The following is a 20,666-nucleotide window of genomic DNA, read 5'->3' as shown; positions in this document are numbered from 1 at the left end:
AGAACCGCGGCCGGGGAACGCCAACCTGCCTGTACCGGTACTCGCGAGTCCGGCCTCAGCACAAGCCACCCGCCGAAGACACGATCTGTCAGGGAAGGACACCACCCGATGAGCACCACCCCGCAAGACCCGCCCACGCTGCACGTCGACACCGTCGTCGACGTTCCCCTCGAGCGCGCCTTCCGCCTGTTCACGGAGCGGTTCGACGAAATCAAGCCTCGCGAGCACAACCTCCTCGCAGTCCCGATCGAACGGACCGTGCTCGAACCCGAAGCGGGCGGCACCGTGTACGACATCGGCACCGACGGCAGCCGATGCACCTGGGCCCGGGTGCTTGCCTACGAGCCGCCGAACCGGCTGCTCCTCAGCTGGGACATCAGCCCGCGCTGGCAGCTGGAGCCCGATCCCGCTCGCACCAGCGAGGTCGAGATCCGGTTCACCGCTGAGAGCGCCGAACGCACCCGGGTAGCGCTCGAACACCGGCACCTCGACCGGCACGGTGAAGGCTGGGAGAGCTTCGCCGGTCTCGATTCCAGCTCGGGCTGGCCGCTGTACCTCGACCGGTTCCGCGCCGCGACGCAACGAACTGCTGCGGGGAACTGAACTTGAACAGCCGCCCCCGCCGCCCCGCATCGTCGCGAAGTACGCCACCAAGGGCACCAATCCGGGCAATGTCCAGTGGGTGGGAGGCGATGCCGTCGCCCTGCGGCGCGAAGAGCACCACCATCGTGCATAGCAGCACGTGCAACGCGACGAGCCCGTTCTTCGGCAGGAACTCCGCTTCGGAGAACCTTTCTTCTGCGACCTCGCCGAAGAATTCGGATTGGTACCGGCGACCCGCTCGTCGACCGGATCGCCTCGGTTGCCGGTCCAGGCGGCGACGGACACTTGCTCGTCTTCGGTCGCGTCGTCACCGAGACTGCCGTTGCGGCGGGGGAGCCGCCGGACAGTGGTTTGCGCTTCGATAGCCGACGTGCCGGACGTCTCATCTCCGCTGTGGTCGCATTCGTGCCTTTGGACCGAGCTGGCCACACTGGCGACGCTCGCGCCGTCTGCCCGCGACGCGTTGCGGCAGACGCGGGCTGGGCCGGCCGATGGCGCGCGAAGATCCGGACTCGCACAGGCGAAGCCGAGATGACGGTGCGGGATCTGGCCTCGGGTCCCGCAGTCGTTCGGGTTCCGGCCAGACGGTTTACGTGGAGCCGAGGTCAACGGCACCAGCCCGAGCTGCAGTTCCTGGTCAGCACCGGCCGCCCATCACGGCTACGAGTCTCTGGCCGAGGCCCGGCTGCTGTTGACGCTCGACTTCGCCGGCTGCCTGCTTGACGTGCTGTCGCAGCCGGTGCGACTGCGGTTCGACACCGCCGACGGGCCCCGCGAGCACATCCCGGACTTCTTCGCTGTGACCGAACGCGGACGGTGGCTGATCGGTCCCGAGCGCCGACAGCGTCGACCCGAAGAGATGGACGCTGCCGGACAGGATCGTCCGGACTGCGGTGATCAGCACCACCGCCTGGGCGACTTGGATGCCGAGCGCGGCAGCGATCGCCCTCCACCACCAGCGGGCCAGTGGGTCGGTGTGCGGCAGCGCATGGCAGATCAGGAGCAGCGGCCCGCAGACGATCAGGCCCAGAGTGATGACGACTCGGATGGCGTACACGACCAGCAGCGCTACGCCGACCACGACGAGTACCAAGCCGACAAGGATCGTGAACAGCCCGCCAGCTGCGGCGTTGTTGAACGCTTCGGTCATTGTGTCGCCCACCGAGGGTGGGCTGACCCCGCCGCCGAGCACGCCTTGGGTCAGGCCGTTGGCCAGCCGGATGATCTTGTCGACGAGGAACAGCGACAACGCCGAGGCAATGAACGCGATCGGGATCCGCGGCGCGATCTCCTTGAGCGAGTAGCGGGTCTGGATGCTCTCGTGGCTCATCACAAGGATGGCACCGGCGAGGATGAACAAGCCGTACGCGGCGACGACGATCTCCCACGAACCGTTCCACAGCTCGCCGATCCCCGGCAGGTCGCTGATGGTGGGGGTGGACAAAGCGCTGTGCCCGATCAGGTCCAGGATCGGCGACAGCGCGGAGTCGACGATGCTGCGGAACGCAGAGTTGATCGCCTCGGTGATACACGCGCCGATGTCGGTGATGCCGCACTTCGAGTCGCTGTCGGTGCTGCCGTTGCCCGGTGAGTGTGTCCCGCTCGCGGGCGGAGTTGTCGTCGGCTGAGGGATGCAGTCCTCGCCCGAGCACGGCGCGGTCGTCGTCGGACCGAGCGAAGCGCAGCTGAGTTGCCCGGGAAAGCTGCACGTCGTCGGTGGGGGAACCTCGGTCGGGACGGGCAGCGGTGTGTTCGGTGGAGGCTTCGGTGTCGTCGTGGTCGGCGTTGGCAGGTGACACGCCGGCAACGGGGAACCCGGCGTGCACGGTTCGTTGGTCGGGAGCGGTGCCGGCGGCGGTTGCTGCGGGGAAGCAGGCGCGGCTCCGGCGTTCGCCGCGAGCACCGCGGCGAGAAGCGCGACGACGCTTAGCAACAACAGCACGGCCGCACGCCAGCGCCGTGGTCGATCAGGCGGCGGCCGATGCAGGCGGGCTGAAGAGTCAGACGTTCCGCCGTCGGTCCTGTTAGTGCGGCGACGCGAGCGAACTGTCGGAGAGGCACTGGCGGTCATGACGCGCCCACGAACCCTTTGAGGATCTCGAGGACGAGTGGCACAAGCAGAGCCAGGCAGTAGCCGAACCCGGCCGCTTTGACCGCGGCCTTGGCTTTCGCGATCTCCTGAGGTTCGTTGTTCCCCCACATGTAGCGGGAGGCACCGACGGTCATGAACAACGTGGCTAGGCCCGCCAGGATCCCCATGATCCACGTCTGGACGTTGCTCAGAATCTCGGTGACGGAGCCGGCCAAGGCGACCACCAGGGTGTCGGCGTGTGCTGCCGACGCCGACGCGAGGAGCGTTGCCCCTGACAGTTGCGCGACGAACGCAGCGCGGGATCGGTGCCGACGCGACGACCGTCGTCCGCGCTTATTGGTCAGATCTTTCGACGGTCGACCGGGCAGCCGTTCGAGGTTTCGTTGCCTGGCGTTCTGTGACGGCGGCAAGCGGTTGTCTTCGGCGCGAGCGCAGCACGGCTCGACCGCCGTGGCGGAAAAGTGGTCGATCAGGCGCATGGCGGCACCTCCGAAGAGCGGACTGAGCGCGGGTGTGTCCCGCAGCCCTGAACTCCGGATTTCGCATCCGTTTTGGACACGCGGTCCGGGCTCTTCCGCCCGGAGCCGGCGTGCTCGGCGGACACGGAAGGTGACGGCGCTGCTCTGCCTGGAGCCGTGTCGGCGGGGCGGGCGAGCGCCACCGCGGTAGCCACCTGAACGGCGAGCGGGTCAGTTGAATCGGCCTCGGCGATACGGTCACGCAGATAGTCGGCCAGCCTCAGCTCGGCGCGTTTGCGCGCCTTGTAGACCGCCCACTCGCCGGTCTGATGCTGCGCCGCCCAGTCCGCCACCGGCATGTGCTCCAGCCGAGTCGCGCCGATGAGCGCGGCTTCGGTCTGGGTCAGGACTCCGTCCGCGACCGCGCGGGCGAGAACAAGATCGGGGTGTCCCCACGGAGCGTGCGGCGGAGTGGAACGGAACCCCGGTGCGACCGGAGTCGGAACCGCCAACGCCTCGGCGAGCGCCGCGTAGCCGGACCGGTAAGCAGCCCACCGCAGGCGCAGCATGATCCGCGGACGACGCAGATCGATACTCGGCAAGGCGGCGAGAAAACCTCGCAACACCTCGGCGTAGATGTCGGCCGGATCGCCGACGAACCGACCGGACAAAGTAGCCGCCACCGACGTCAGTGCGGGCAGCGCGACACCTACTGCGGCGACTGTCCAGGTTGCTCCTTCGGTACGCGAGCGCAGCACCAGATGCGCCCACACCGCATCCCGGGTCGTCTGCGGGCACCGGCGTGCCAACAGGCGATCGCGGACCTCGTCCAATGCAACGCGCCTGTCTGGCAGACCTCGGAAGAGCCGGCCGTCCAGCGACACTGGATGCGGCCCGGTAACCAGCCAGGTAAACGCGTCCCGTGCGATATCCAGTGAATTGGCGGCAGCCGCGGAACCGCGGCGGCGAAATGTTGAGTACGTTGCCATGTCGTGACTCCTGCGGCGTCGATGCGAACAACAACGACGCCAGGAACTCACAACGTATACTGCGGAAATGTCATGGTATTACTATCTGCTGGCCAGAAATCCAAGAGCGGCCTACTAGCGACCTGCTATTCGCGTCCTTGCTGCGCGAAAATAAGGGATCAGGTCACGGTCTCCCGGCGGGGCCTGACATCCGAGCTTTAGTAGGGCTTGAGCTTTGGTTATTCGTTCTGTATGGCTGCCGCGTCAGCAGCTGCGCGGACGACTGTGGCGTCGCGCTTCCAAAGGTCGAAAAGCTTGGTAATCGAATCGGCGCGGAACGGCGGAGCAATTTGCGGAACCTTGTGAGCGGCTGCGCTGAGGGGGCTACCTCTGAGTCTATGCAGCGTGGCTTCCAGTGGTTCTTCGAAGAGGGCTCGCCGCAGCCTGCGGCGCAGGCGGAGAAACTTCGCGAAGGCGCGTCCAAAGCGAGGCTGAAATCCGGAGTTAAGGGCGTAAGAACATGCGATACCCATCCGATGGAGGAGACTCGCGATGATCCCGGCACACGGCAACGACTCCCCAACGGGCAGTGCACACGAGCATGACCGGACTGACCCGCCGACCGCCCCGATCCCGCTTCCTCGGCGACGGCGCTCGCCGCGTGTGCGCGCTCGCCGCCGGCTACCGCGCCATCCCCGTCCTGCGCGACCGAGCACCGTCTGGCCGTGTGCGCAAGGCGATCTTCGCGACGGCACTGGACTGCTCGCCGACTGGCTGCTGACAGCAGTCGTCAAGATCGTCACCACCTACACCCGGCCCGGGCAGCGAGTGCTCCTGCTCGACCCCGCGCCTTACCTTGCGAAGCCCTCGCCGTGGTCGTTAATCGGCGGTCGTAGCAAGCCCTCGCCCGGTCCGTACGCTGGCTTGCACGAAGCCGGCTGGACCGTGGTCCGACTCGGCCGCGGAGTCCAGACGCTGACAGATGTCTCTCGCCTCGGCGCAGCCTGCGGACGCTCCGGCGGCGCGAGCGTCGAGTCCGAGTCCGGACTCCGACTGGATCCGAACAGTCTGACCGAAGACAAAGCCGCCGGGCCGTTTGCGGACCGTCGCTCCGGAGCGGACTCCGCGGCGACCGGCACCAGTCCGGACCGCTAGGACCTTGTCGTAGCCGCAGCCGAATCATGCACTGCCGATTGGTTCCGGCCGGTTGATTGGCCGAGTCTGCTTACCCCTTCCGGCACTCTCGCCGTAGTCACGCAAGGTGACCGATCTTCGGGTCGACTCATCGACCCCGCCGGCTCAATCGTGCGCGCTGCGCTACCAGAAGGGCACCAATCAAATCAAGTGCACAGCCACGTTGATCGGGCCTGCAGTCTCAGCGGCGCAGCATGCTGCCCGTGACGCGATCGTGGTGCCGTTCGACCGAAGCAAACGGATTGACCAGCGCAAACATGAGAAAAAGGAGGATGTCATGTCTGACATCTCTCCCGTTCCCATCCTTGTGGTGCCCTCGGCAGGATTCGAACCTGCGACACCTGCCTCCGGAGGGCAGTGCTCTATCCCCTGAGCTACGAGGGCTCGCTCGCGCGAACTGAACAAAGCCTAGCGCATGCCCCTCCGCGACCGCGCACAGAGGGTGCTTAGCGCGGTAGCGTCGAACTATCGACGCGGAGGGAGGCGGCGGTGAGCGCCGAGCCGTTCCAGGTCAGGGTGGCGGACGAGGACATCGACGACGTGCGGGCGCGGTTGCGGCGCACTCGGTGGCCGGAGGCGGAGACCGTCGGGGACTGGTCGCAAGGGTTGCCGCTCGCGTATGCCCAGGAGCTCTGCCGCGGCTGGGCCGAGGACTACGACTTCGGGTTCGCGGATCGGCTCAACGTCTTCCCGCAGTTCCGCCAGGAGATCGACGGCCTCGGGATTCACTACGTCCACCTCCGCTCGCCGGAGCCGGACGCGTTTCCGCTGGTGATCACGCACGGCTGGCCTGGCTCGGTGCTCGAATTCCTCGACATCCTCGGTCCGCTGACCGATCCGCGGGCGCACGGCGGCGATCCGGCGGACGCGTTCCACGTGGTCGCGCCTTCGTTGCCGGGGTACGGCTGGAGCGAGAAGCCGAGCGAAGTCGGTTGGGGCGTCCAGAAAATCGCGACCGCTTGGGATCAGTTGATGGTCTCCCTCGGCTACGAGCGGTACGGCGCGCAGGGCGGCGACTGGGGTTCCGCGGTGTCGGGAGCGCTCGGCGAGGTCGCGCGGGAGCGGGTCGCGGGGGTGCACGTCAACATGGCGGCCGCGCCTCAAGGCCAGTTCGAGGACGAGACCGACGAGGAACGCGAAGGCGCGCAAGCGGCGGCTGAGTTCCGGCGCACCGGCCAGGGGTACTCGGGGCAGCAGGGCACGCGTCCGCAAACTCTCGGCTACGGCCTGACCGACTCGCCGGCGGGGCAGGCGGCCTGGATCGCCGAGAAGTTCTGGGCCTGGACCGACAACAACGGGCACCCGGAGGACGCCGTCACCCGCCAGCAGCTCCTCGACGCGATCTCGGCGTACTGGTTCACCGCGTCGGCGACGTCGTCCGCGCGGCTGTACTGGGAGAGCTTCCGCAGCTTCGGCGATCTCGTCACCGCACCGTCCGGAATCTCCGTCTACCCGCGCGACATCATCCGCCCCTCGCGGCGGCAGGCGGAGCTGAAGTACACCGATCTGCGCTGGTTCGAGCGGCTGCCGCGCGGCGGGCACTTCGCGGCGATGGAACAACCCGCGTCGCTCGTCGAGCAGATTCGCGGCTTCTTCCGGCTCGTGCGCTGAGCTTTCCCACCTCGCGGAACAGGGCTGGGAGAACCCGTCACCAGGCATTAGAGTGAAGTTAGGCTACCCTGTATTGCACATATGCGCATGTCACTATATATTCCTCTCGACACCGAAACTTGGGAGGCGAGCGATGGGACACGGGCACGGCCACGGGCACACCGCCGCTCCGGCGAGCGCGTCCGGCCGCTACGTCCGCGCGCTGTTGATCGCTCTCGCGGTCGGTGCCGGGTTCATGGTGCTGGAGTTCGCCGTGGGCTTCGCCACCGGCTCGCTCGCGCTGATCTCCGACGCCGCGCACATGTTCACCGACGTCCTCGGCGTCGGAATGGCGCTCGCCGCGATCGTGCTCGCGCGCCGCAGCGGGCCGACGCCCAGTCGCACGTTCGGCATGTACCGGGCGGAAGTCCTTGCCGCGCTTGCCAATGCGGTGCTGCTGTTCGGCGTCGCCGGGTACGTGGCGTTCGAGGCGATCGGGCGGATCGCCGACCCGCCGGAGGTGCCCGGCCTGCCGGTGCTGCTCGCCGCCGCCGCTGGCCTCGTCGCGAACATCGTGTCGTTCATGGTGCTGCGCTCGGGCGCGAAGGAAAGCCTCAACGTCCGCGGCGCGTACCTCGAGGTGCTGGCTGACCTCGTCGGTTCGGTCGGCGTGCTGCTCAGCGGCGCGATCACGCTCACCACCGGCTGGCGTTACGCCGACCCGATCATCGGTGTCGCCATCGGACTGTTCGTCCTGCCGCGCACCTGGACGCTCGCCCGCCGCGCGCTGCGGATCCTCTTCCAGCACGCGCCCGCCGGCGTCGACGTGGGCGAGATCAGCACCGAACTCGCCGCGCTGCCTGGCGTCGCGGACGTGCACGACCTGCACGTCTGGACGTTGACCTCGGGCATGGAGGTCGCCTCGGCCCACCTGACGGTGAGCGCCGAAGCCGAACAGTCCACTGTGCTCACCAAGGCGCAAGACCTGCTGTCGGTCCGCTACGAGATCAAACACGCGACGCTTCAGGTCGAGGGACCGCAATGCGCCCGCCGATGCGCGGAGCTGTCCTGGTAGACCGGGGACCATGCGCAAGGACTTCGACCCCGCCCAGCTGGCCCCGAACGCGTTCTACCACCTGATGACCGCGACCGTCGTGCCGCGGCCGATCGCCTGGGTGTCGAGCACCTCTCGTGCCGGGGTCGACAACCTCGCGCCGCATTCGTTCTTCACCGTCGCCTCGGCCGCGCCCGCCGTCCTGCAGTTCACCTCGGTCGGGCGGAAGGACACCCTGCGCAACGTCGAATCGACTCGGCAATTCGTGGTCAACCTCGCGCCCGAGCCGCTTTTCGAGCAGATCAACGCGACCGGCGCGGATTTCCCGCCGGAATTGAGCGAGTTCGACGAGGCCGGGCTGACCCGCGAGCCGAGCCTGAAGGTCCGCCCGCCGCGCGTGGCGGAATCGCCGGTGGCGTTCGAATGCGAACTGCACAGCACGGTCGGGTTCGGCCGCTCGACGGTGGTGTTCGGCCGGGTCGTGCACCTCACGGTCAACGAGGACGTCCTCGACGGCGATCACCCGATGATCGAGCGGCTGCGGCCGCTGTCCCGGCTCGGGCGCGACGAGTGGGGGACGCTGGGCGACATCCGGGACTTGGCGCGGCCTACGTACAAAAGCTCGTGAGTGTTGATCACGGTTCTCACCGTGCTCAACACCCACGAGGCTTCAGGAGAAGGGCAGCGGCTGCGCGTCCCGCCCCTTCAGCATGATCTTCATCTGGTCCATCTCCGCGCCCTGCGACACCAACATGCTGCGGCACAACGCTTTCACCGCGTCGTTGGAGGTGTGGTCCTGCGCGTACTCGGCCATCGCGACGCCGCCCTGGTGGTGGCGCAGCATCAGCTGAAGGAACTCGACGTCCAGCGCGCGGCCGGACAGCGAGCGCAGCTTCGCGAGGTCCGCGTCGGTGGCCATGCCGGGCATCGGCGCGCCGCCCGCCGGGCTGCTGGTCGGCATCTGCATGCCCGCGTGGCCCATCGGCTCGGTCATCCACGTCATGTACGCGCCGGTCGCCTGCTCCGGCTGGTCCCACAGCATGAGCCAGCCCTTCATCCGCCCGACCTGCTCGGTCTGCGTGCGCTCGATGTCGAACGCGAGCTGGCGGATCTCCGGGTCGGTCGAGTGGTCGCGGGCCCAGCCGGCCATGGTGACCGCCTGCAGGTGGTGCACCGACATGTCCTGGGCGAAGCCGACCTCGACCGAACCCGCGCCCGGCGTCGCCGGCACCGCGTCGCTGCCGTCGGTGAGCCGCGTCGCGAAGACGCCGATCGCGGCCCCGACCAGCAGCACGGCGATCAGCGTCCCGCCGATGACCACCCACCGGGACCAGCCGGTCCGCTCCGCCGGAGCGGACCCTTCGGGTTCGACAGCGCTCGCCTCCGCCTGGTCAGCGTCGTTTTCGGAGCTGCCCACGGTCACTGCCCGGCGGGCGGGGTGCCCGGCATGCCGGGCTGCTGCTCGTTCTGCGCCCCGGTGCTGCCCTTGTAGTCCATCGGCTTCGCGTCCTTGCCCGGCTTGCTCGGGTCGAACTTCGGCGGGTTGCTCGGGTCGAACATGCCCTTGCCGAGCGCGTCGCACGAGGCGCCGATCTCCGGGTACACGCCGTTCGGGTTCGTCCGCAGCGCGGCGATGAACTGGTCGATGCGCGGGTCGTCGGCGCTGTCCAGCTTCAGCTGGTGGCCCCACGACTGCAGCGAGATCGGCTTGTCCAGGCCGGGGTAGGGCGACATCATCGTGTACGGCTTGCCCTTGACCCTGGCCTCGAGCAGCGGCAGCTGGTCGCCCTTGACGAGGTCCGGGTTGTAGGCGATCCACACCGTGCCGTGCTCGAGCGCGTGCACCATGTTCTCGTTGCGCACCGCGGTCGGGTAGACGACGCCGGTGCAGGTGGCCCAGTACCCGTCGTGCGGGCCGCCGAACGGCGGGCTCTGGTCGTAGGCCACCCGTTCGGTGGGCAGGATGTGCACCGAACCGGTGTACTGCTTGGTGATCACGCCGGGGATCTTCTTCGACGGGTCCGGATTGCTCGCGGTCGGCGCGAAGGCGGCGGCGGCCTCGTCCCGGGAGGCCTGGTCGCGCTTGGGCGCGGAGGCCTGCAGGTAGTAGACGATGACGCCGGCCAGCAGGGCGACCACCACGACGACGCCGATGATGGTGCCCCAGGGCGTGCGCTTGCCCGCGACGACCGAGCGGTTCTTCGCCGCCTTCACCGCGGACGCGGACGAGCCCTTCTTCTTGGTGGTCCCGTTGGCCATGGTTGCCGAGATCTCCTCGTGAGAGCGGGGGAGGGATCCGGGCGGAACCCTGCCGGTAGCCCAGTGTAGAGACCGGGCGTGCGATCACCGTGAACACCCGCGCGGCGCCCCGGCGAGCGGAACATCCGCCTCCGGTGTGCCCGCCGTCTCGCCAGCCTGTACCGCCGGAGGCGCGCGGCCGAAGCGCACCTAGAATCCGGCGAGTGACTCCCGCCGCTCTCGCCGATCTGGTCCGCAGCTCCGCCGAGCAGGTCCTCGCCGCACGCGGCGTCGACGCCGCCGTGCTGCCGGAGACCGTGACCATCGAACGCCCGCGCAACCCGGACCACGGAGACTACGCGACCAACCTCGCGCTGCAGGTGGCCAAGAAAGCCGGGCTGAAGCCGCGCGAGTTCGCCGAGGCGCTCGCCGAGGTCGTCGCCGGTGCGGACGGGGTGGCCGCGGCCGAGGTCGCCGGACCGGGCTTCCTCAACTTCCGGCTCGCCGCGGACGCACAGGGCGAGGTCGTGCGCCAGGTGCTGGCCGCGGGCGCGGAGTACGGCCGGGGCGACGCGCTGGCCGGGACCCGGATCAACCTGGAGTTCGTCTCCGCGAACCCGACCGGCCCGATCCACCTCGGCGGCACGCGCTGGGCCGCGGTCGGCGACGCGCTGGGCCGGGTGCTCGGCGCGCAGGGCGCGGACGTCACCCGCGAGTACTACTTCAACGACGCCGGCGCGCAGATCGACCGCTTCGTGCGCTCGCTGATCGCCGCCGCGAAGGGCGAGCCCGCGCCGGAGGACGGCTACGCGGGCGGGTACATCAGCGACATCGCGGCCGAGGTGATCAAGGCCGAGCCGAGCGCGCTGAGCCTGCCCGAGGACGAGCGCCACGAGACCTTCCGGCGCATCGGCATCGAGCTGATGTTCAGCCAGATCAAGCAGAGCCTGCACGAGTTCGGCACCGACTTCGACGTCTACTTCCACGAGAACTCGCTGCACGAGTCCGGCGCGGTCGACGCGGCGGTGCAGCAGCTGAAGGACTCCGGCAACCTCTACTTCGCCGACGGCGCCTGGTGGCTCCGCTCCAGCGAGTACGGCGACGACAAGGACCGGGTCGTCATCAAGAAGGACGGCAACACCGCCTACATCGCGGGCGACCTGGCCTACTTCAAGGACAAGCGCAACCGCGGCCACGACCTGTGCATCTACATGCTCGGCGCGGACCACCACGGCTACATCGCGCGGCTCAAGGCGGCCGCGGCGGCGTTCGGCGACGACCCGGCCACGGTCGAGGTGCTGATCGGCCAGATGGTGAACCTGGTCAGCGACGGCAAGCCGGTGCGGATGTCCAAGCGCGCGGGCACCGTGATCACGCTCGAGGACCTCGTGGAGGCCGTCGGCGTCGACCCGGCCCGCTACGAGCTGATCCGCTACTCCGTCGATTCCTCTTTGGACATCGATTTGGACTTGCTGCGCAAGCATTCCAACGACAACCCGGTCTACTACGTGCAGTACGCGCACGCCCGGCTGTCGTCGCTGCGGCGCGGCGCGGCGGACCTCGGCCTGAAGACCGACGGGGCCGGCGAGAACGTCGATTTCGGACTGCTCACCCTGCCTGCAGAAGGCGACCTGATCCGCACCATCGGCGAATTCCCCGCCGTGGTGCGGCGGGCGGCGGAGATGCGCGAACCGCATCGCGTGGCCCGCTACCTCGAGGAACTGGCCGGCGCGTACCACAAGTTCTACACCGTGGGCCGGGTCCTCCCGCAGGGCGACGAGGAGGCCACCCTCCTCACGTACGCCCGGCTCGCTCTGTGTGAAGCCGCGCGCCAGGTACTGGCGAACGGCCTGTCGCTGCTCGGTGTCTCCGCTCCGGAACGGATGTAAACAATGGCGCACCCCGCGGGCCCCCGCCACGCCGACGTCTACCCCCATGCCGACGCCTCCGGGTTCCCGCCCGCGAGTGCGGGCGAACTCGACCAGCTGCCCGCGAAAGTGTGGCCGCGCAACGTTTATCGCGCCGCGGACGGCGTCGTGCGGATCGCCGGCGTCGACGTGCGCGACCTCGCGCAGACGTACGGCACGCCGCTGTTCGTGGTCGACGAGGCGGACTTCAAGTCCCGCTGCGCCGACTACGCCGAGGCGTTCGACGACCCGGCGCTCGTGCACTACGCGTCGAAGGCGTTCCTGTCCGTCGAGGTCGCCCGCTGGGTGGCCGAACAGGGGCTGAGCCTCGACGTCTGCAGCGGCGGCGAACTGGCCGTCGCGCAGCGCGCGAACTTCCCGGTGGAGCGGATCACGTTCCACGGCAACAACAAATCGGTCGCCGAACTCGACGCCGCCGTCGAAGCGGGCGTCGGCACCGTGGTGGTCGACTCGTACTACGAGATCGCCCGGCTCGCCGAAATCGCCGCCGCGCACGAGGTCGAGCAGAAGGTGCTCGTCCGGGTGACGGTCGGCGTCGAGGCGCACACCCACGAGTTCATCGCGACCGCGCACGAGGACCAGAAGTTCGGTTTCTCGCTGGCTTCCGGCGACGCCGCCGAGGCGGTGCGCCGGGTGCTGAACGCGCCGTCGCTGAAGCTGATCGGCCTGCACAGCCACATCGGTTCGCAGATCTTCGACGCCGACGGGTTCGAGGTGGCCGCGCGCCGCGTCGTCGGGCTGCTCGCGGAACTGGCCAAGGAACACGGCCCAGAACTGCTGGAGCAGATGAACGTCGTCGACCTCGGCGGCGGTTTCGGCATCGCCTACACCGAAAAGGACAACCCGCCGCCGCCCTCGCAGATGATCACGCAGATCCGCGAGATCGTCCGCAAGGAGTGCGCGTACGCCGACCTTCCGGTGCCGCGCATCGCGGGCGAACCCGGCCGCGCGATCGCCGGTCCGGGCACGTTCACGCTGTACGAAGTGGGCACGATCAAGGACGTCGCGCTCGGCGACGAGACCGCCCGCCGGTACGTCAGCGTCGACGGCGGCATGAGCGACAACATCCGCACGGCGCTCTACGACGCGGTGTACGACTGCCGCGTGGTTTCGCGGTCCGCCTCCGACGGCGACGAGCCGGTGACCCCGGCGTTGTCTCGCGTGGTGGGAAAACACTGTGAGTCCGGCGACATCGTGGTCCGAGACTGCTGGCTGCCAGACACGCTGGCTCCCGGCGACCTGCTGGCCGTCGCGGCGACCGGCGCCTACTGCTACGCGATGGCCAGTGGCTACAACCGGCTGCCGCGGCCCGCGGTGGTCGCCGTGCGCAACGGCGCCGCCCGGCTGCTGCTGCGCAGGGAGACGACGGACGACATGCTGCGCCTGGAGGTTTGAGAAGTGTCCACTGTGTCTCCGAAAAGCCTGTCTCCCACGGACCGCGCGCCCATCCGGGTCGCGATGCTCGGCTGCGGCACGGTCGGCAGCGAGGTCGCCCGGCTGCTCACCGAACAGGCCGGGGAACTGGCCGCCCGCGCGGGCGCGCCGGTGGAACTGGTCGGCATCGCCGTGCGGCGTCCGGACAAGCACCCGGAACTGCCCGCCGAACTGCTCACCGACGACGCCGCGGCCCTGGTCGCGCGGGACGACGTCGACGTCGTGGTCGAACTGGTCGGCGGGATCGACCCGGTGCGCAGCTGGCTGCTCACCGCGCTGAACGCGGGCAAATCCGTGGTCACCGCCAACAAGGCGCTGCTCGCCGAGCACTCGGCCGAGCTGTTCGAGGCGGCCGACGCGGCAGGCGTCGACCTCTACTTCGAAGCCGCCGTGGCCGGGGCCATCCCGCTGCTGCGCCCGCTGCGCGAATCGCTGGCGGGCGACCGGATCACCCGCGTGATGGGGATCGTCAACGGCACCACCAACTACATCCTCTCCGCGATGGACGCCACCGGCGCGGGCTACGCCGAAACGCTCGACGAGGCGAGCCGCCTCGGCTACGCGGAGGCGGACCCGACGGCGGACGTCGACGGCTACGACGCCGCGTCGAAGGCCGCGATCCTTGCCTCGCTGGCGTTCCACTCGCGGGTCACCGCGAAAGACGTGCACCGCGAAGGCATCGCGGACGTGACGGCGTCCGATCTGGCCGCCGCGCGCACGCTTGGCCGCACGGTGAAGCTGCTGGCGATTTGCGAACGGGTGACGGCGGATGACGGTGCGGAGTCGGTTTCCGCCCGCGTGCATCCGGTGATGATTCCGCGCAGCCACCAGCTGGCCGGCGTCGGCGGCGCGTTCAACGCGGTCTACGTCGAGGCGGACGCGGCCGGCGAATTGATGTTCTACGGCCAGGGCGCCGGTGGCGCGCCGACCGCCAGCGCGGTGCTCGGCGACCTCGTCGCGGTCGCGCGCAACCAGGTGCTCGGCGGCCGCGGCCCGCGCGAATCGGCGCACGCCGCGCTGCCGGTGCGGCCGATGGGCCAGACGCCGACGCGCTACCACGTGAGCCTCGACGTCGCGGACCGCGCGGGTGTGCTCGCCCAGGTGGCGCAAGCGTTCGCCGCGCACGGCGTGAGCATCGCCGCGGTGCGCCAGCGCGACGCGAACGACACGGCGAGCCTCGTCGTGGTGACGCACCTCGCGCCCGACGCGGCGTTGCAGTCCACTGTGGACGAAATCGCGAAACTCGATGTGGTGCACGAGGTTGTCAGCGTGATGCGGGTGGAAGGCGAAGACGCATGAGTGCAGCTTGCAAGCGAATCATGGATATTCATGCTTCCGCCTCGCCGAAGCGCATGGTGAAACTCCGAATCGAGGCGGCAGCATGAGTGCGTGGCCGGGGATCATTGAGGCGTACCGCGACCGGATTCCGGTCCCCGACGGGGCACGCGTGGTCACGCTCGGCGAGGGCAACACTCCGCTGCTGCCCGCCGCGCACCTGTCGGAGCTGACCGGCTCGCAGGTGTACCTGAAGGTCGAGGGCGCGAACCCGACCGGCTCGTTCAAGGACCGCGGGATGACCGTGGCGATCACGCACGCGCTGGCCAGCGGCCTCAAAGCGGTGATCTGCGCGTCCACCGGCAACACCTCGGCCTCGGCCGCCGCGTACGCCGCGCGGGCCGGGCTCACCTGCGCGGTGCTGGTGCCCCAAGGCAAGATCGCGATGGGCAAGCTCGCCCAGGCGGTGCTGCACGGCGCGCGGATCCTCCAGGTCGACGGCAACTTCGACGATTGCCTCGAACTCGCCCGCAAGACCGCGGCGGACTATCCGGTCACCCTGGTCAACTCGGTCAACCCGGTGCGCATCGCCGGGCAGAAGACCGCAGCGTTCGAAATCTGCGACGTCCTCGGCGAGGCCCCGGACGTGCACTGCCTCCCGGTCGGCAACGCGGGCAACATCACCGCGTACTGGAAGGGCTATTCGGAGTACGCGGCCGACGGTGTGGTCAAGAACACCCCGCGGATGTTCGGTTTCCAGGCCGCCGGCGCCGCGCCGCTGGTGCACGGCGAACCGGTTTCCGACCCGGACACCATCGCGACCGCGATCCGCATCGGCAGCCCCGCTTCGTGGGCGGGCGCGGTCTCCGCGCGCGACGAGTCGGACGGCCTGTTCGAAGCGATCACCGACGAGAAGATCCTTGAGGCGTACCGGCTGCTGGCCCGCCGCGAGGGCGTCTTCGTGGAGCCCGCGTCCGCGACGAGCGTCGCCGGCCTGCTGGCCACCGCGGCGGACGGACGCCTGCCGAAGGGCTCGAAGGTCGTCTGCACGGTCACCGGGCACGGCCTGAAAGACCCGGCCACGGCGCTGGAGGGCAACGTCGAGGTGGAACCGCTCGCGGTCGACCCGACGGCCGTGGCGGCGGCCCTGGACCTGCGATGAGCCGCTCGCCGCTCGCCCCGACCACAGCGCCCCAATGTGGCATTGGGTGCGTCGCATGCACCGAACGCCACATTGGGTGCGTCGCATGCACCCAATGCCACATTGGGGCGATCTCACGCACCGAACGCCACATTGGGGCGCGGTCGTGACGGCGCTGAGCGGGTTCCGCGCGACGGTCCCGGCGTCGAGCGCGAACCTCGGCCCGGGATTCGACGCGCTCGGCCTCGCCCTGTCCCGCTACGACGTCGTCGAACTGCAGCTCACCGAGGGCGGGCTGAAGATCGAGGTGCTCGACGCGGGAGCGGGCGGCGTCGAGGACGTGCCGACCGACGAATCCCATCTGGTGGTCCGCGCGCTCCGGCGGGCCTGCGAGCACCTGGACGTCCGGCCGCCCGGTCTGCACCTTCGTTGCCACAACAGCATTCCGCACGCGCGCGGCCTCGGGTCGTCGGCGGCCGCGGTGGTGACCGGCGTGGCGCTGGGCTACGCGCTGGCGGAGCGTCCGCTCGACGCCGACGCGCTCCAGCTCGCAGCCGAGTTCGAGGGCCACGCGGACAACGCGGCGGCGAGCCTGTTCGGCGGGCTCGTGGTGGCGTGGTCCGAAAACGGCCGGTTCCGCGCCGAACGCGTGGAGCCGAACGCCGCGATCCGGCCCGTGGTCGCGGTGCCCGCGGAGAAATCGGCCACCAGCACGACGCGCGGCCTGCTTCCGCCGCGGGTCCCGCACGCCGACGCGGCGCACAGCGCGGGACGGGCGGCGCTCGCCGTGCTGGCCGTCGCCGAGCGGCCCGAACTGCTGATGGCCGCCACCGAGGACCGGTTGCACCAGGATTACCGCGCCGAGGCGTACCCGGCGAGCACCGAATTGGTGCGCACGCTGCGTGCCCACGGCGTTCCCGCGACCATCTCCGGCGCCGGTCCGACTGTGCTCGCTCTCACGCTGACGGGAATACTCCCGGCGGGCGTGGACGTTACCGGGTTCGACGTCGCCGAATTGCCCGTGGACCGCGATGGCGTGCAGGTTGTGGCCAGGTGACGACCTGGTCACAGGCTGGACCGCAGCGTGCGCCACGCGGGGGGTGGTTGTTGCACCCGGACAGGGCGCGGTCTACCCTCGGGGGCGTTCGATCACCGTGCGTTTCCGCACCCGATGCCGGGCCTGTTCGCCCCTCACGGCGGCTCCGGTCCGCATCCTTCGTCGATCCGCCGATTCCGCACCGCCCGGCACGCGGGAGGCGGAGGGACGCAGGCGGGTTTCCGGTTCCGGCGGTGCCGAATTCCGCTTTCTCCGTCCGGAGGGGGCAAACACCCTGTGCTGGCGGCGCTTCGCTGTGTCTCGCACGGCTGGGCGCGAGCCGTCCGCATCGGAGGCAGAAGCCGTCTCGCTACCGGCGGCAGTCCGCTGATCCACCTGGAACGTGGATCGGTCAGGAAGGACATGTGTGAGCAACACCGATCTGTTGAGCGGCGACGTGGAGACCCCCGCCGCGGCCGCTGAGACCAATGGGGCCGCGGCCGCTCCTAAGCGCCGCACCGGGGGCCTGTCCGGAATGGTCATCGCCGAGCTCCGCCAGCTGGCGGGCGAACTGGGTGTGGGCGAGACCACCGGCATGCGCAAGGGGGACCTGATCGCCGCGATCCGCGAGCGCCAGGGCAAGAGCAAGAAGCGCGCCGCCGCGACGGCCGAGACGCTGCCGCTCGACGGCGTAGGCGAGCCGGTCAAGGCGGAGAAGGCCGAGAAGCCCGCCCGCCGGGCCAAGGCCGACGCGCCGAAGGCGGACGCTCCTCAGGCGGAGCCGAAGGCCGAGCCGGTGCAGGCGGAGGCTCCGAAGGCCGCTAACGCCGAGGCTCCGAAGGCGGAGACCGCGCAGGACGGGAAGCCCGCCGCGCAGGAGCGCCCGGAGCGCCACGACCGTTCCGAGGGCCAGCCTGAGGGCCAGTCCGAGGAAGGCGGCCGCAACCGCCGTCGCCGCGGCGGCGCGAACCGGGGCGACGGCCAGCGCGACCAGCGCGGCGACCGCCAGGGCGGCAACCGCGACAACAACCGGGACAACCGCGACAGCCGGGACAACGGCGGCCGCGACAACCGGGACAACAACCGGGACAACAACCGGGACAACCGCGGCGGCGACAACCGCGACGGCAACCGGGACAACCGCGGCGGCCAGGACAACCGGCAGGACAACCGCGACAACCGGCAGCGGAACCAGCAGGACAACCGCGACAACCGGAACAACGGCCCGCAGGACGACGACGAGGAAGGCGGCCGCCGCGGCCGTCGCTTCCGCGACCGTCGCCGCCGGGGCAGCGGCGGCGGCCAGCGCGAAGGCGGCGCTCCGGACACCGAGATCCGCGAGGACGACGTCCTGCTGCCGGTCGCCGGCATCCTGGACGTGCTCGACAACTACGCGTTCGTGCGCACCTCGGGCTACCTCGCCGGGCCGAACGACGTGTACGTGTCGCTCTCGCTGGTCCGCAAGTTCGGCCTGCGCCGCGGCGACGCGATCACCGGTGTCGTGCGCCAGCCGCGCGAGGGCGAGCAGCAGCGGCAGAAGTTCAACCCGCTGGTGCGCGTCGACTCGATCAACGGGCTGGAGCCGGACGAGGCCAAGCGCCGTCCCGACTTCACCAAGCTGACCCCGCTGTACCCGAACGAGCGGCTGCGCCTCGAGACCGAGCCGCACAAGCTCACGACCCGCGTGATCGACCTGATCATGCCGGTCGGCAAGGGCCAGCGCGCGCTGATCGTGTCCCCGCCCAAGGCCGGCAAGACCACGATCATGCAGGACATCGCGAACGCGATCACCACGAACAACCCTGAGGCCCACCTCATGGTCGTGCTGGTCGACGAGCGCCCGGAAGAGGTCACCGACATGCAGCGGTCGGTGAAGGGCGAGGTCATCGCCTCCACCTTCGACCGCCCGCCGTCCGACCACACCTCGGTCGCCGAGCTGTCCATCGAACGGGCCAAGCGCCTGGTCGAAATGGGCCACGACGTGGTCGTCCTGCTCGACTCGATCACCCGTCTCGGCCGGGCCTACAACCTGGCCGCGCCCGCGTCGGGCCGGATCCTGTCCGGTGGTGTCGACTCGACCGCGCTGTACCCGCCGAAGCGTTTCCTCGGCGCCGCGCGCAACATCGAGAACGGCGGCTCGCTCACCATCTTCGCGACCGCGATGGTGGAGACCGGGTCGACGATGGACACGGTGATCTTCGAGGAGTTCAAGGGCACCGGCAACGCGGAGCTCAAGCTGGACCGCAAGATCTCCGAGCGCCGCGTGTTCCCGGCGGTCGACGTCAACCCGTCCGGCACTCGTAAGGAAGAGCTGCTGCTCTCGCCGGACGAGCTGGCGGTCACGCACAAGCTGCACCGCGTGCTGCACGCGCTGGACTCGCAGCAGGCCATCGACCTGCTGATCTCGCGCCTGCGCAAGACGAAGACCAACATCGAATTCCTGATGCAGGTCTCGAAGACCGCGCTCGGCGGCGGAGACGACGACTGAGTCTCGCCTGAACGCACACCGGCCCGCCCCCATCGCTTTCGGGGGCGGGCCGGTTGCTTTGGTGGAGGTCCGTGAGGGGAACCTTCACGGACTCTGAGTCCCCCAGGGTTCCCCTCACGGACGTTTCTGCCGCACCGGGGAGGTGGCGCGGCAGAAAACTCAGTGGCGGGGGACGGCGGCCGGGGTCCAGCCGCGGTAGTTGTTGAAGTAGCTCGTGGAGCTGCCGTGGCCGATCTTGCCGCCGACGCTGGTGGCGTAGAACCCGCCGTTGCCGTCCGCGATGCCGACGTGGCCGTAGGCGCTGATGTTCCAGTACACGAACGAACCGGCGGGCGGCTTGCCGCTGGTGTGCTTCGGGCTGGCCCCGTTCCAGTGCGCGTTGGCCGACGCCCAAACCCCGGTGGTGCCGTAAGAATTCTCGGCGGCCTTCTCGCAGTAGTGCTCCCACCCGGTGCTTCCGGCGTGCGCCTTGTACCAAGCGACGGCCCCGGCCGGAGTCCCGTCCGCGGCGCCGGTCAGATTCGCCTCGGACACCTCCGAGAACGTGCCGGCGGCGGGATTCACGTCCGCCGCGGTGATCCCGTCGGCGGCATTCGCGGCAGGCGCGAAGACCGCGGCGGAAGCGGCCAGCGCCAGCACGGCGGCCGGCTTCGCGAGCCGGGTGAGCAGGTCGGTCGTGCGCATGTCCGGACCTCCAGTAAGTGAGCGATTCACGAACTCGGCCAGCTTCACGCCATCAGGTACAAAATCCGTACAATGCGAATGTCCTTCACTGCCGGCTGTCGCGGCGGACCGTGGAATACCTGGTCACCGGGGTGTGTTGAAGCCCGTGCCAGCACGTCTGGCAGAATGACCCGCTGAAGTCCGGCACCGGTTCACCCCGCACTGGGGACCCGGGGCCAACGAGAGAGGACACCATGAAGAGCGGTATTCACCCCGAATACGTGACCACGACCGTCACGTGCAACTGCGGGAACAACTTCGTCACCCGCAGCACGAAGGAGTCGGGTCAGATCCACGTCGAGATCTGCTCGAACTGCCACCCCTTCTACACCGGCAAGCAGAAGATCATGGACACCGGTGGCCGGGTTGCCCGGTTCGAGAAGCGCTACGGCAAGCGTCAGCAGAAGACCGACGCCAAGTAGCTTGTCCGACGGCGCCCACCCG

The 20,666-nt window shown here is 69.4% G+C and carries 19 protein-coding genes and 1 tRNA gene; 13 read left to right on the top strand and 7 right to left on the bottom strand.

The genetic code is table 11. From position 1 onward, the window contains the following. Positions 1-108 precede the first annotated feature (108 nt). Complete coding sequence (locus ACFORO_RS05190; RefSeq protein ID WP_377871963.1) at positions 109-603, top strand: SRPBCC family protein; 495 nt, start codon at positions 109-111, stop codon at positions 601-603. A gap of 637 nt (positions 604-1,240) precedes the next feature. On the opposite strand, the gene ACFORO_RS05185 is transcribed toward ACFORO_RS05190, so the two are convergent. Beyond that, positions 1,241-2,047 carry a hypothetical protein gene (locus tag ACFORO_RS05185; RefSeq protein WP_377871961.1) on the bottom strand — a complete coding sequence of 269 codons (807 nt, stop codon included), beginning with the start codon at positions 2,045-2,047 and terminating at the stop codon, positions 1,241-1,243. Positions 2,048-2,096: 49 nt separating this feature from the next. On the opposite strand from ACFORO_RS05185, the gene ACFORO_RS05180 reads away from it, so the two are divergent. Further along, a complete protein-coding gene (locus ACFORO_RS05180) occupies positions 2,097-2,231 on the top strand; it encodes a hypothetical protein (protein ID WP_377871959.1) in 135 nt (44 codons plus the stop codon). A 439-nt stretch (positions 2,232-2,670) separates the two neighbouring features. Here the strand turns inward: ACFORO_RS05180 and ACFORO_RS05175 are convergent, their stop codons facing one another. Beyond that, on the bottom strand, positions 2,671-3,174 hold the full coding sequence (locus tag ACFORO_RS05175) for a pilin (protein WP_377871958.1): 504 nt from the start codon (positions 3,172-3,174) through the stop codon (positions 2,671-2,673). Continuing rightward, positions 3,165-3,962: a hypothetical protein gene (locus tag ACFORO_RS05170; RefSeq protein ID WP_377871957.1), complete on the bottom strand. Its 798-nt coding sequence runs from the start codon at positions 3,960-3,962 to the stop codon at positions 3,165-3,167. Before ACFORO_RS05170 ends, ACFORO_RS05175 begins: the two co-directional genes overlap by 10 nt. Before the next feature lie 760 nt (positions 3,963-4,722). Between ACFORO_RS05170 and ACFORO_RS05165 the strand changes: the two genes are divergently transcribed. Continuing rightward, complete coding sequence (locus ACFORO_RS05165) at positions 4,723-4,902, top strand: hypothetical protein (RefSeq protein WP_370934620.1); 180 nt, start codon at positions 4,723-4,725, stop codon at positions 4,900-4,902. Positions 4,903-5,623: 721 nt separating this feature from the next. Here ACFORO_RS05165 and ACFORO_RS05160 read toward each other — a convergent pair. Further along, a tRNA-Arg gene (locus ACFORO_RS05160) sits at positions 5,624-5,699 on the bottom strand. Positions 5,700-5,804: 105 nt separating this feature from the next. On the opposite strand from ACFORO_RS05160, the gene ACFORO_RS05155 reads away from it, so the two are divergent. The 3 genes from ACFORO_RS05155 to ACFORO_RS05145 all read left to right on the top strand — a co-directional run bounded on the left by ACFORO_RS05155 (position 5,805) and on the right by ACFORO_RS05145 (position 8,587). After that, positions 5,805-6,926, top strand: coding sequence for an alpha/beta fold hydrolase (locus ACFORO_RS05155; protein ID WP_377871956.1), 1,122 nt, complete (start codon positions 5,805-5,807; stop codon positions 6,924-6,926). A 133-nt stretch (positions 6,927-7,059) separates the two neighbouring features. Next, positions 7,060-7,980: a cation diffusion facilitator family transporter gene (locus ACFORO_RS05150; protein WP_377871955.1), complete on the top strand. Its 921-nt coding sequence runs from the start codon at positions 7,060-7,062 to the stop codon at positions 7,978-7,980. A gap of 10 nt (positions 7,981-7,990) precedes the next feature. Further along, positions 7,991-8,587 (top strand): flavin reductase family protein, encoded by a 597-nt coding sequence (locus ACFORO_RS05145; protein WP_377871954.1) that lies wholly within the window; start codon positions 7,991-7,993, stop codon positions 8,585-8,587. 42 nt (positions 8,588-8,629) lie between these two features. Here ACFORO_RS05145 and ACFORO_RS05140 read toward each other — a convergent pair whose 3' ends face one another. Then, positions 8,630-9,376 (bottom strand): DUF305 domain-containing protein, encoded by a 747-nt coding sequence (locus ACFORO_RS05140; RefSeq protein WP_377871952.1) that lies wholly within the window; start codon positions 9,374-9,376, stop codon positions 8,630-8,632. A 2-nt stretch (positions 9,377-9,378) separates the two neighbouring features. Continuing rightward, positions 9,379-10,218: a DUF3105 domain-containing protein gene (locus tag ACFORO_RS05135; protein WP_344271377.1), complete on the bottom strand. Its 840-nt coding sequence runs from the start codon at positions 10,216-10,218 to the stop codon at positions 9,379-9,381. Between the two features lie 203 nt (positions 10,219-10,421). Between ACFORO_RS05135 and argS the strand changes: the two genes are divergently transcribed. The 6 genes from argS (at position 10,422) to rho (ending at position 19,499) form a co-directional block, all read left to right on the top strand. Beyond that, the gene (argS, locus tag ACFORO_RS05130; protein WP_377871951.1) at positions 10,422-12,086 is read left to right on the top strand and encodes an arginine--tRNA ligase; all 1,665 of its coding nucleotides are present in this window, start codon (positions 10,422-10,424) and stop codon (positions 12,084-12,086) included. Positions 12,087-12,089: 3 nt separating this feature from the next. Next, positions 12,090-13,520, top strand: a complete 1,431-nt coding sequence (gene lysA, locus ACFORO_RS05125) for a diaminopimelate decarboxylase (protein ID WP_354743933.1) — start codon at positions 12,090-12,092, stop codon at positions 13,518-13,520. A 12-nt stretch (positions 13,521-13,532) separates the two neighbouring features. Further along, positions 13,533-14,858, top strand: coding sequence for a homoserine dehydrogenase (locus ACFORO_RS05120; protein WP_354743996.1), 1,326 nt, complete (start codon positions 13,533-13,535; stop codon positions 14,856-14,858). An 82-nt stretch (positions 14,859-14,940) separates the two neighbouring features. Continuing rightward, entirely contained in the window at positions 14,941-15,996 is a 1,056-nt protein-coding gene (gene thrC / locus ACFORO_RS05115) for a threonine synthase (protein ID WP_377871950.1), read from the top strand. A gap of 154 nt (positions 15,997-16,150) precedes the next feature. Next, complete coding sequence (gene thrB / locus ACFORO_RS05110; protein WP_377872092.1) at positions 16,151-17,032, top strand: homoserine kinase; 882 nt, start codon at positions 16,151-16,153, stop codon at positions 17,030-17,032. A 406-nt stretch (positions 17,033-17,438) separates the two neighbouring features. Continuing rightward, positions 17,439-19,499, top strand: a complete 2,061-nt coding sequence (gene rho / locus ACFORO_RS05105) for a transcription termination factor Rho (RefSeq protein WP_377896490.1) — start codon at positions 17,439-17,441, stop codon at positions 19,497-19,499. A 159-nt stretch (positions 19,500-19,658) separates the two neighbouring features. On the opposite strand, the gene ACFORO_RS05100 is transcribed toward rho, so the two are convergent. Then, a complete protein-coding gene (locus ACFORO_RS05100) occupies positions 19,659-20,183 on the bottom strand; it encodes a CHAP domain-containing protein (RefSeq protein ID WP_344271396.1) in 525 nt (174 codons plus the stop codon). Between the two features lie 233 nt (positions 20,184-20,416). Between ACFORO_RS05100 and rpmE the strand changes: the two genes are divergently transcribed. Next, positions 20,417-20,644, top strand: a complete 228-nt coding sequence (rpmE, locus tag ACFORO_RS05095) for a 50S ribosomal protein L31 (protein ID WP_043832086.1) — start codon at positions 20,417-20,419, stop codon at positions 20,642-20,644. Positions 20,645-20,666: the final 22 nt, after the last annotated feature.

It is taken from the genome of Amycolatopsis halotolerans (assembly GCF_042647905.1).
Classification (GTDB): domain Bacteria; phylum Actinomycetota; class Actinomycetes; order Mycobacteriales; family Pseudonocardiaceae; genus Amycolatopsis; species Amycolatopsis halotolerans.
Note: the sequence above shows the minus strand (reverse complement) of the source record. Positions and strands in the feature narration are given on the sequence as shown.

Bases quoted from the DNA above. Each gene is read 5' to 3' on its own strand.
- ACFORO_RS05190 (WP_377871963.1), top strand. From the start codon at position 109: ATGAGCACCACCCCGCAAGACCCGCCCACGCTGCACGTCGACACCGTC.
- ACFORO_RS05180 (WP_377871959.1), top strand. From the start codon at position 2,097: ATGCTGCGGAACGCAGAGTTGATCGCCTCGGTGATACACGCGCCGATG.
- ACFORO_RS05175 (WP_377871958.1), bottom strand. From the start codon at position 3,174: ATGCGCCTGATCGACCACTTTTCCGCCACGGCGGTCGAGCCGTGCTGC.
- ACFORO_RS05165 (WP_370934620.1), top strand. From the start codon at position 4,723: ATGACCGGACTGACCCGCCGACCGCCCCGATCCCGCTTCCTCGGCGAC.
- ACFORO_RS05150 (WP_377871955.1), top strand. From the start codon at position 7,060: ATGGGACACGGGCACGGCCACGGGCACACCGCCGCTCCGGCGAGCGCG.
- ACFORO_RS05145 (WP_377871954.1), top strand. From the start codon at position 7,991: ATGCGCAAGGACTTCGACCCCGCCCAGCTGGCCCCGAACGCGTTCTAC.
- ACFORO_RS05135 (WP_344271377.1), bottom strand. From the start codon at position 10,218: ATGGCCAACGGGACCACCAAGAAGAAGGGCTCGTCCGCGTCCGCGGTG.
- lysA (WP_354743933.1), top strand. From the start codon at position 12,090: ATGGCGCACCCCGCGGGCCCCCGCCACGCCGACGTCTACCCCCATGCC.
- thrC (WP_377871950.1), top strand. From the start codon at position 14,941: ATGAGTGCGTGGCCGGGGATCATTGAGGCGTACCGCGACCGGATTCCG.
- ACFORO_RS05100 (WP_344271396.1), bottom strand. From the start codon at position 20,183: ATGCGCACGACCGACCTGCTCACCCGGCTCGCGAAGCCGGCCGCCGTG.
- rpmE (WP_043832086.1), top strand. From the start codon at position 20,417: ATGAAGAGCGGTATTCACCCCGAATACGTGACCACGACCGTCACGTGC.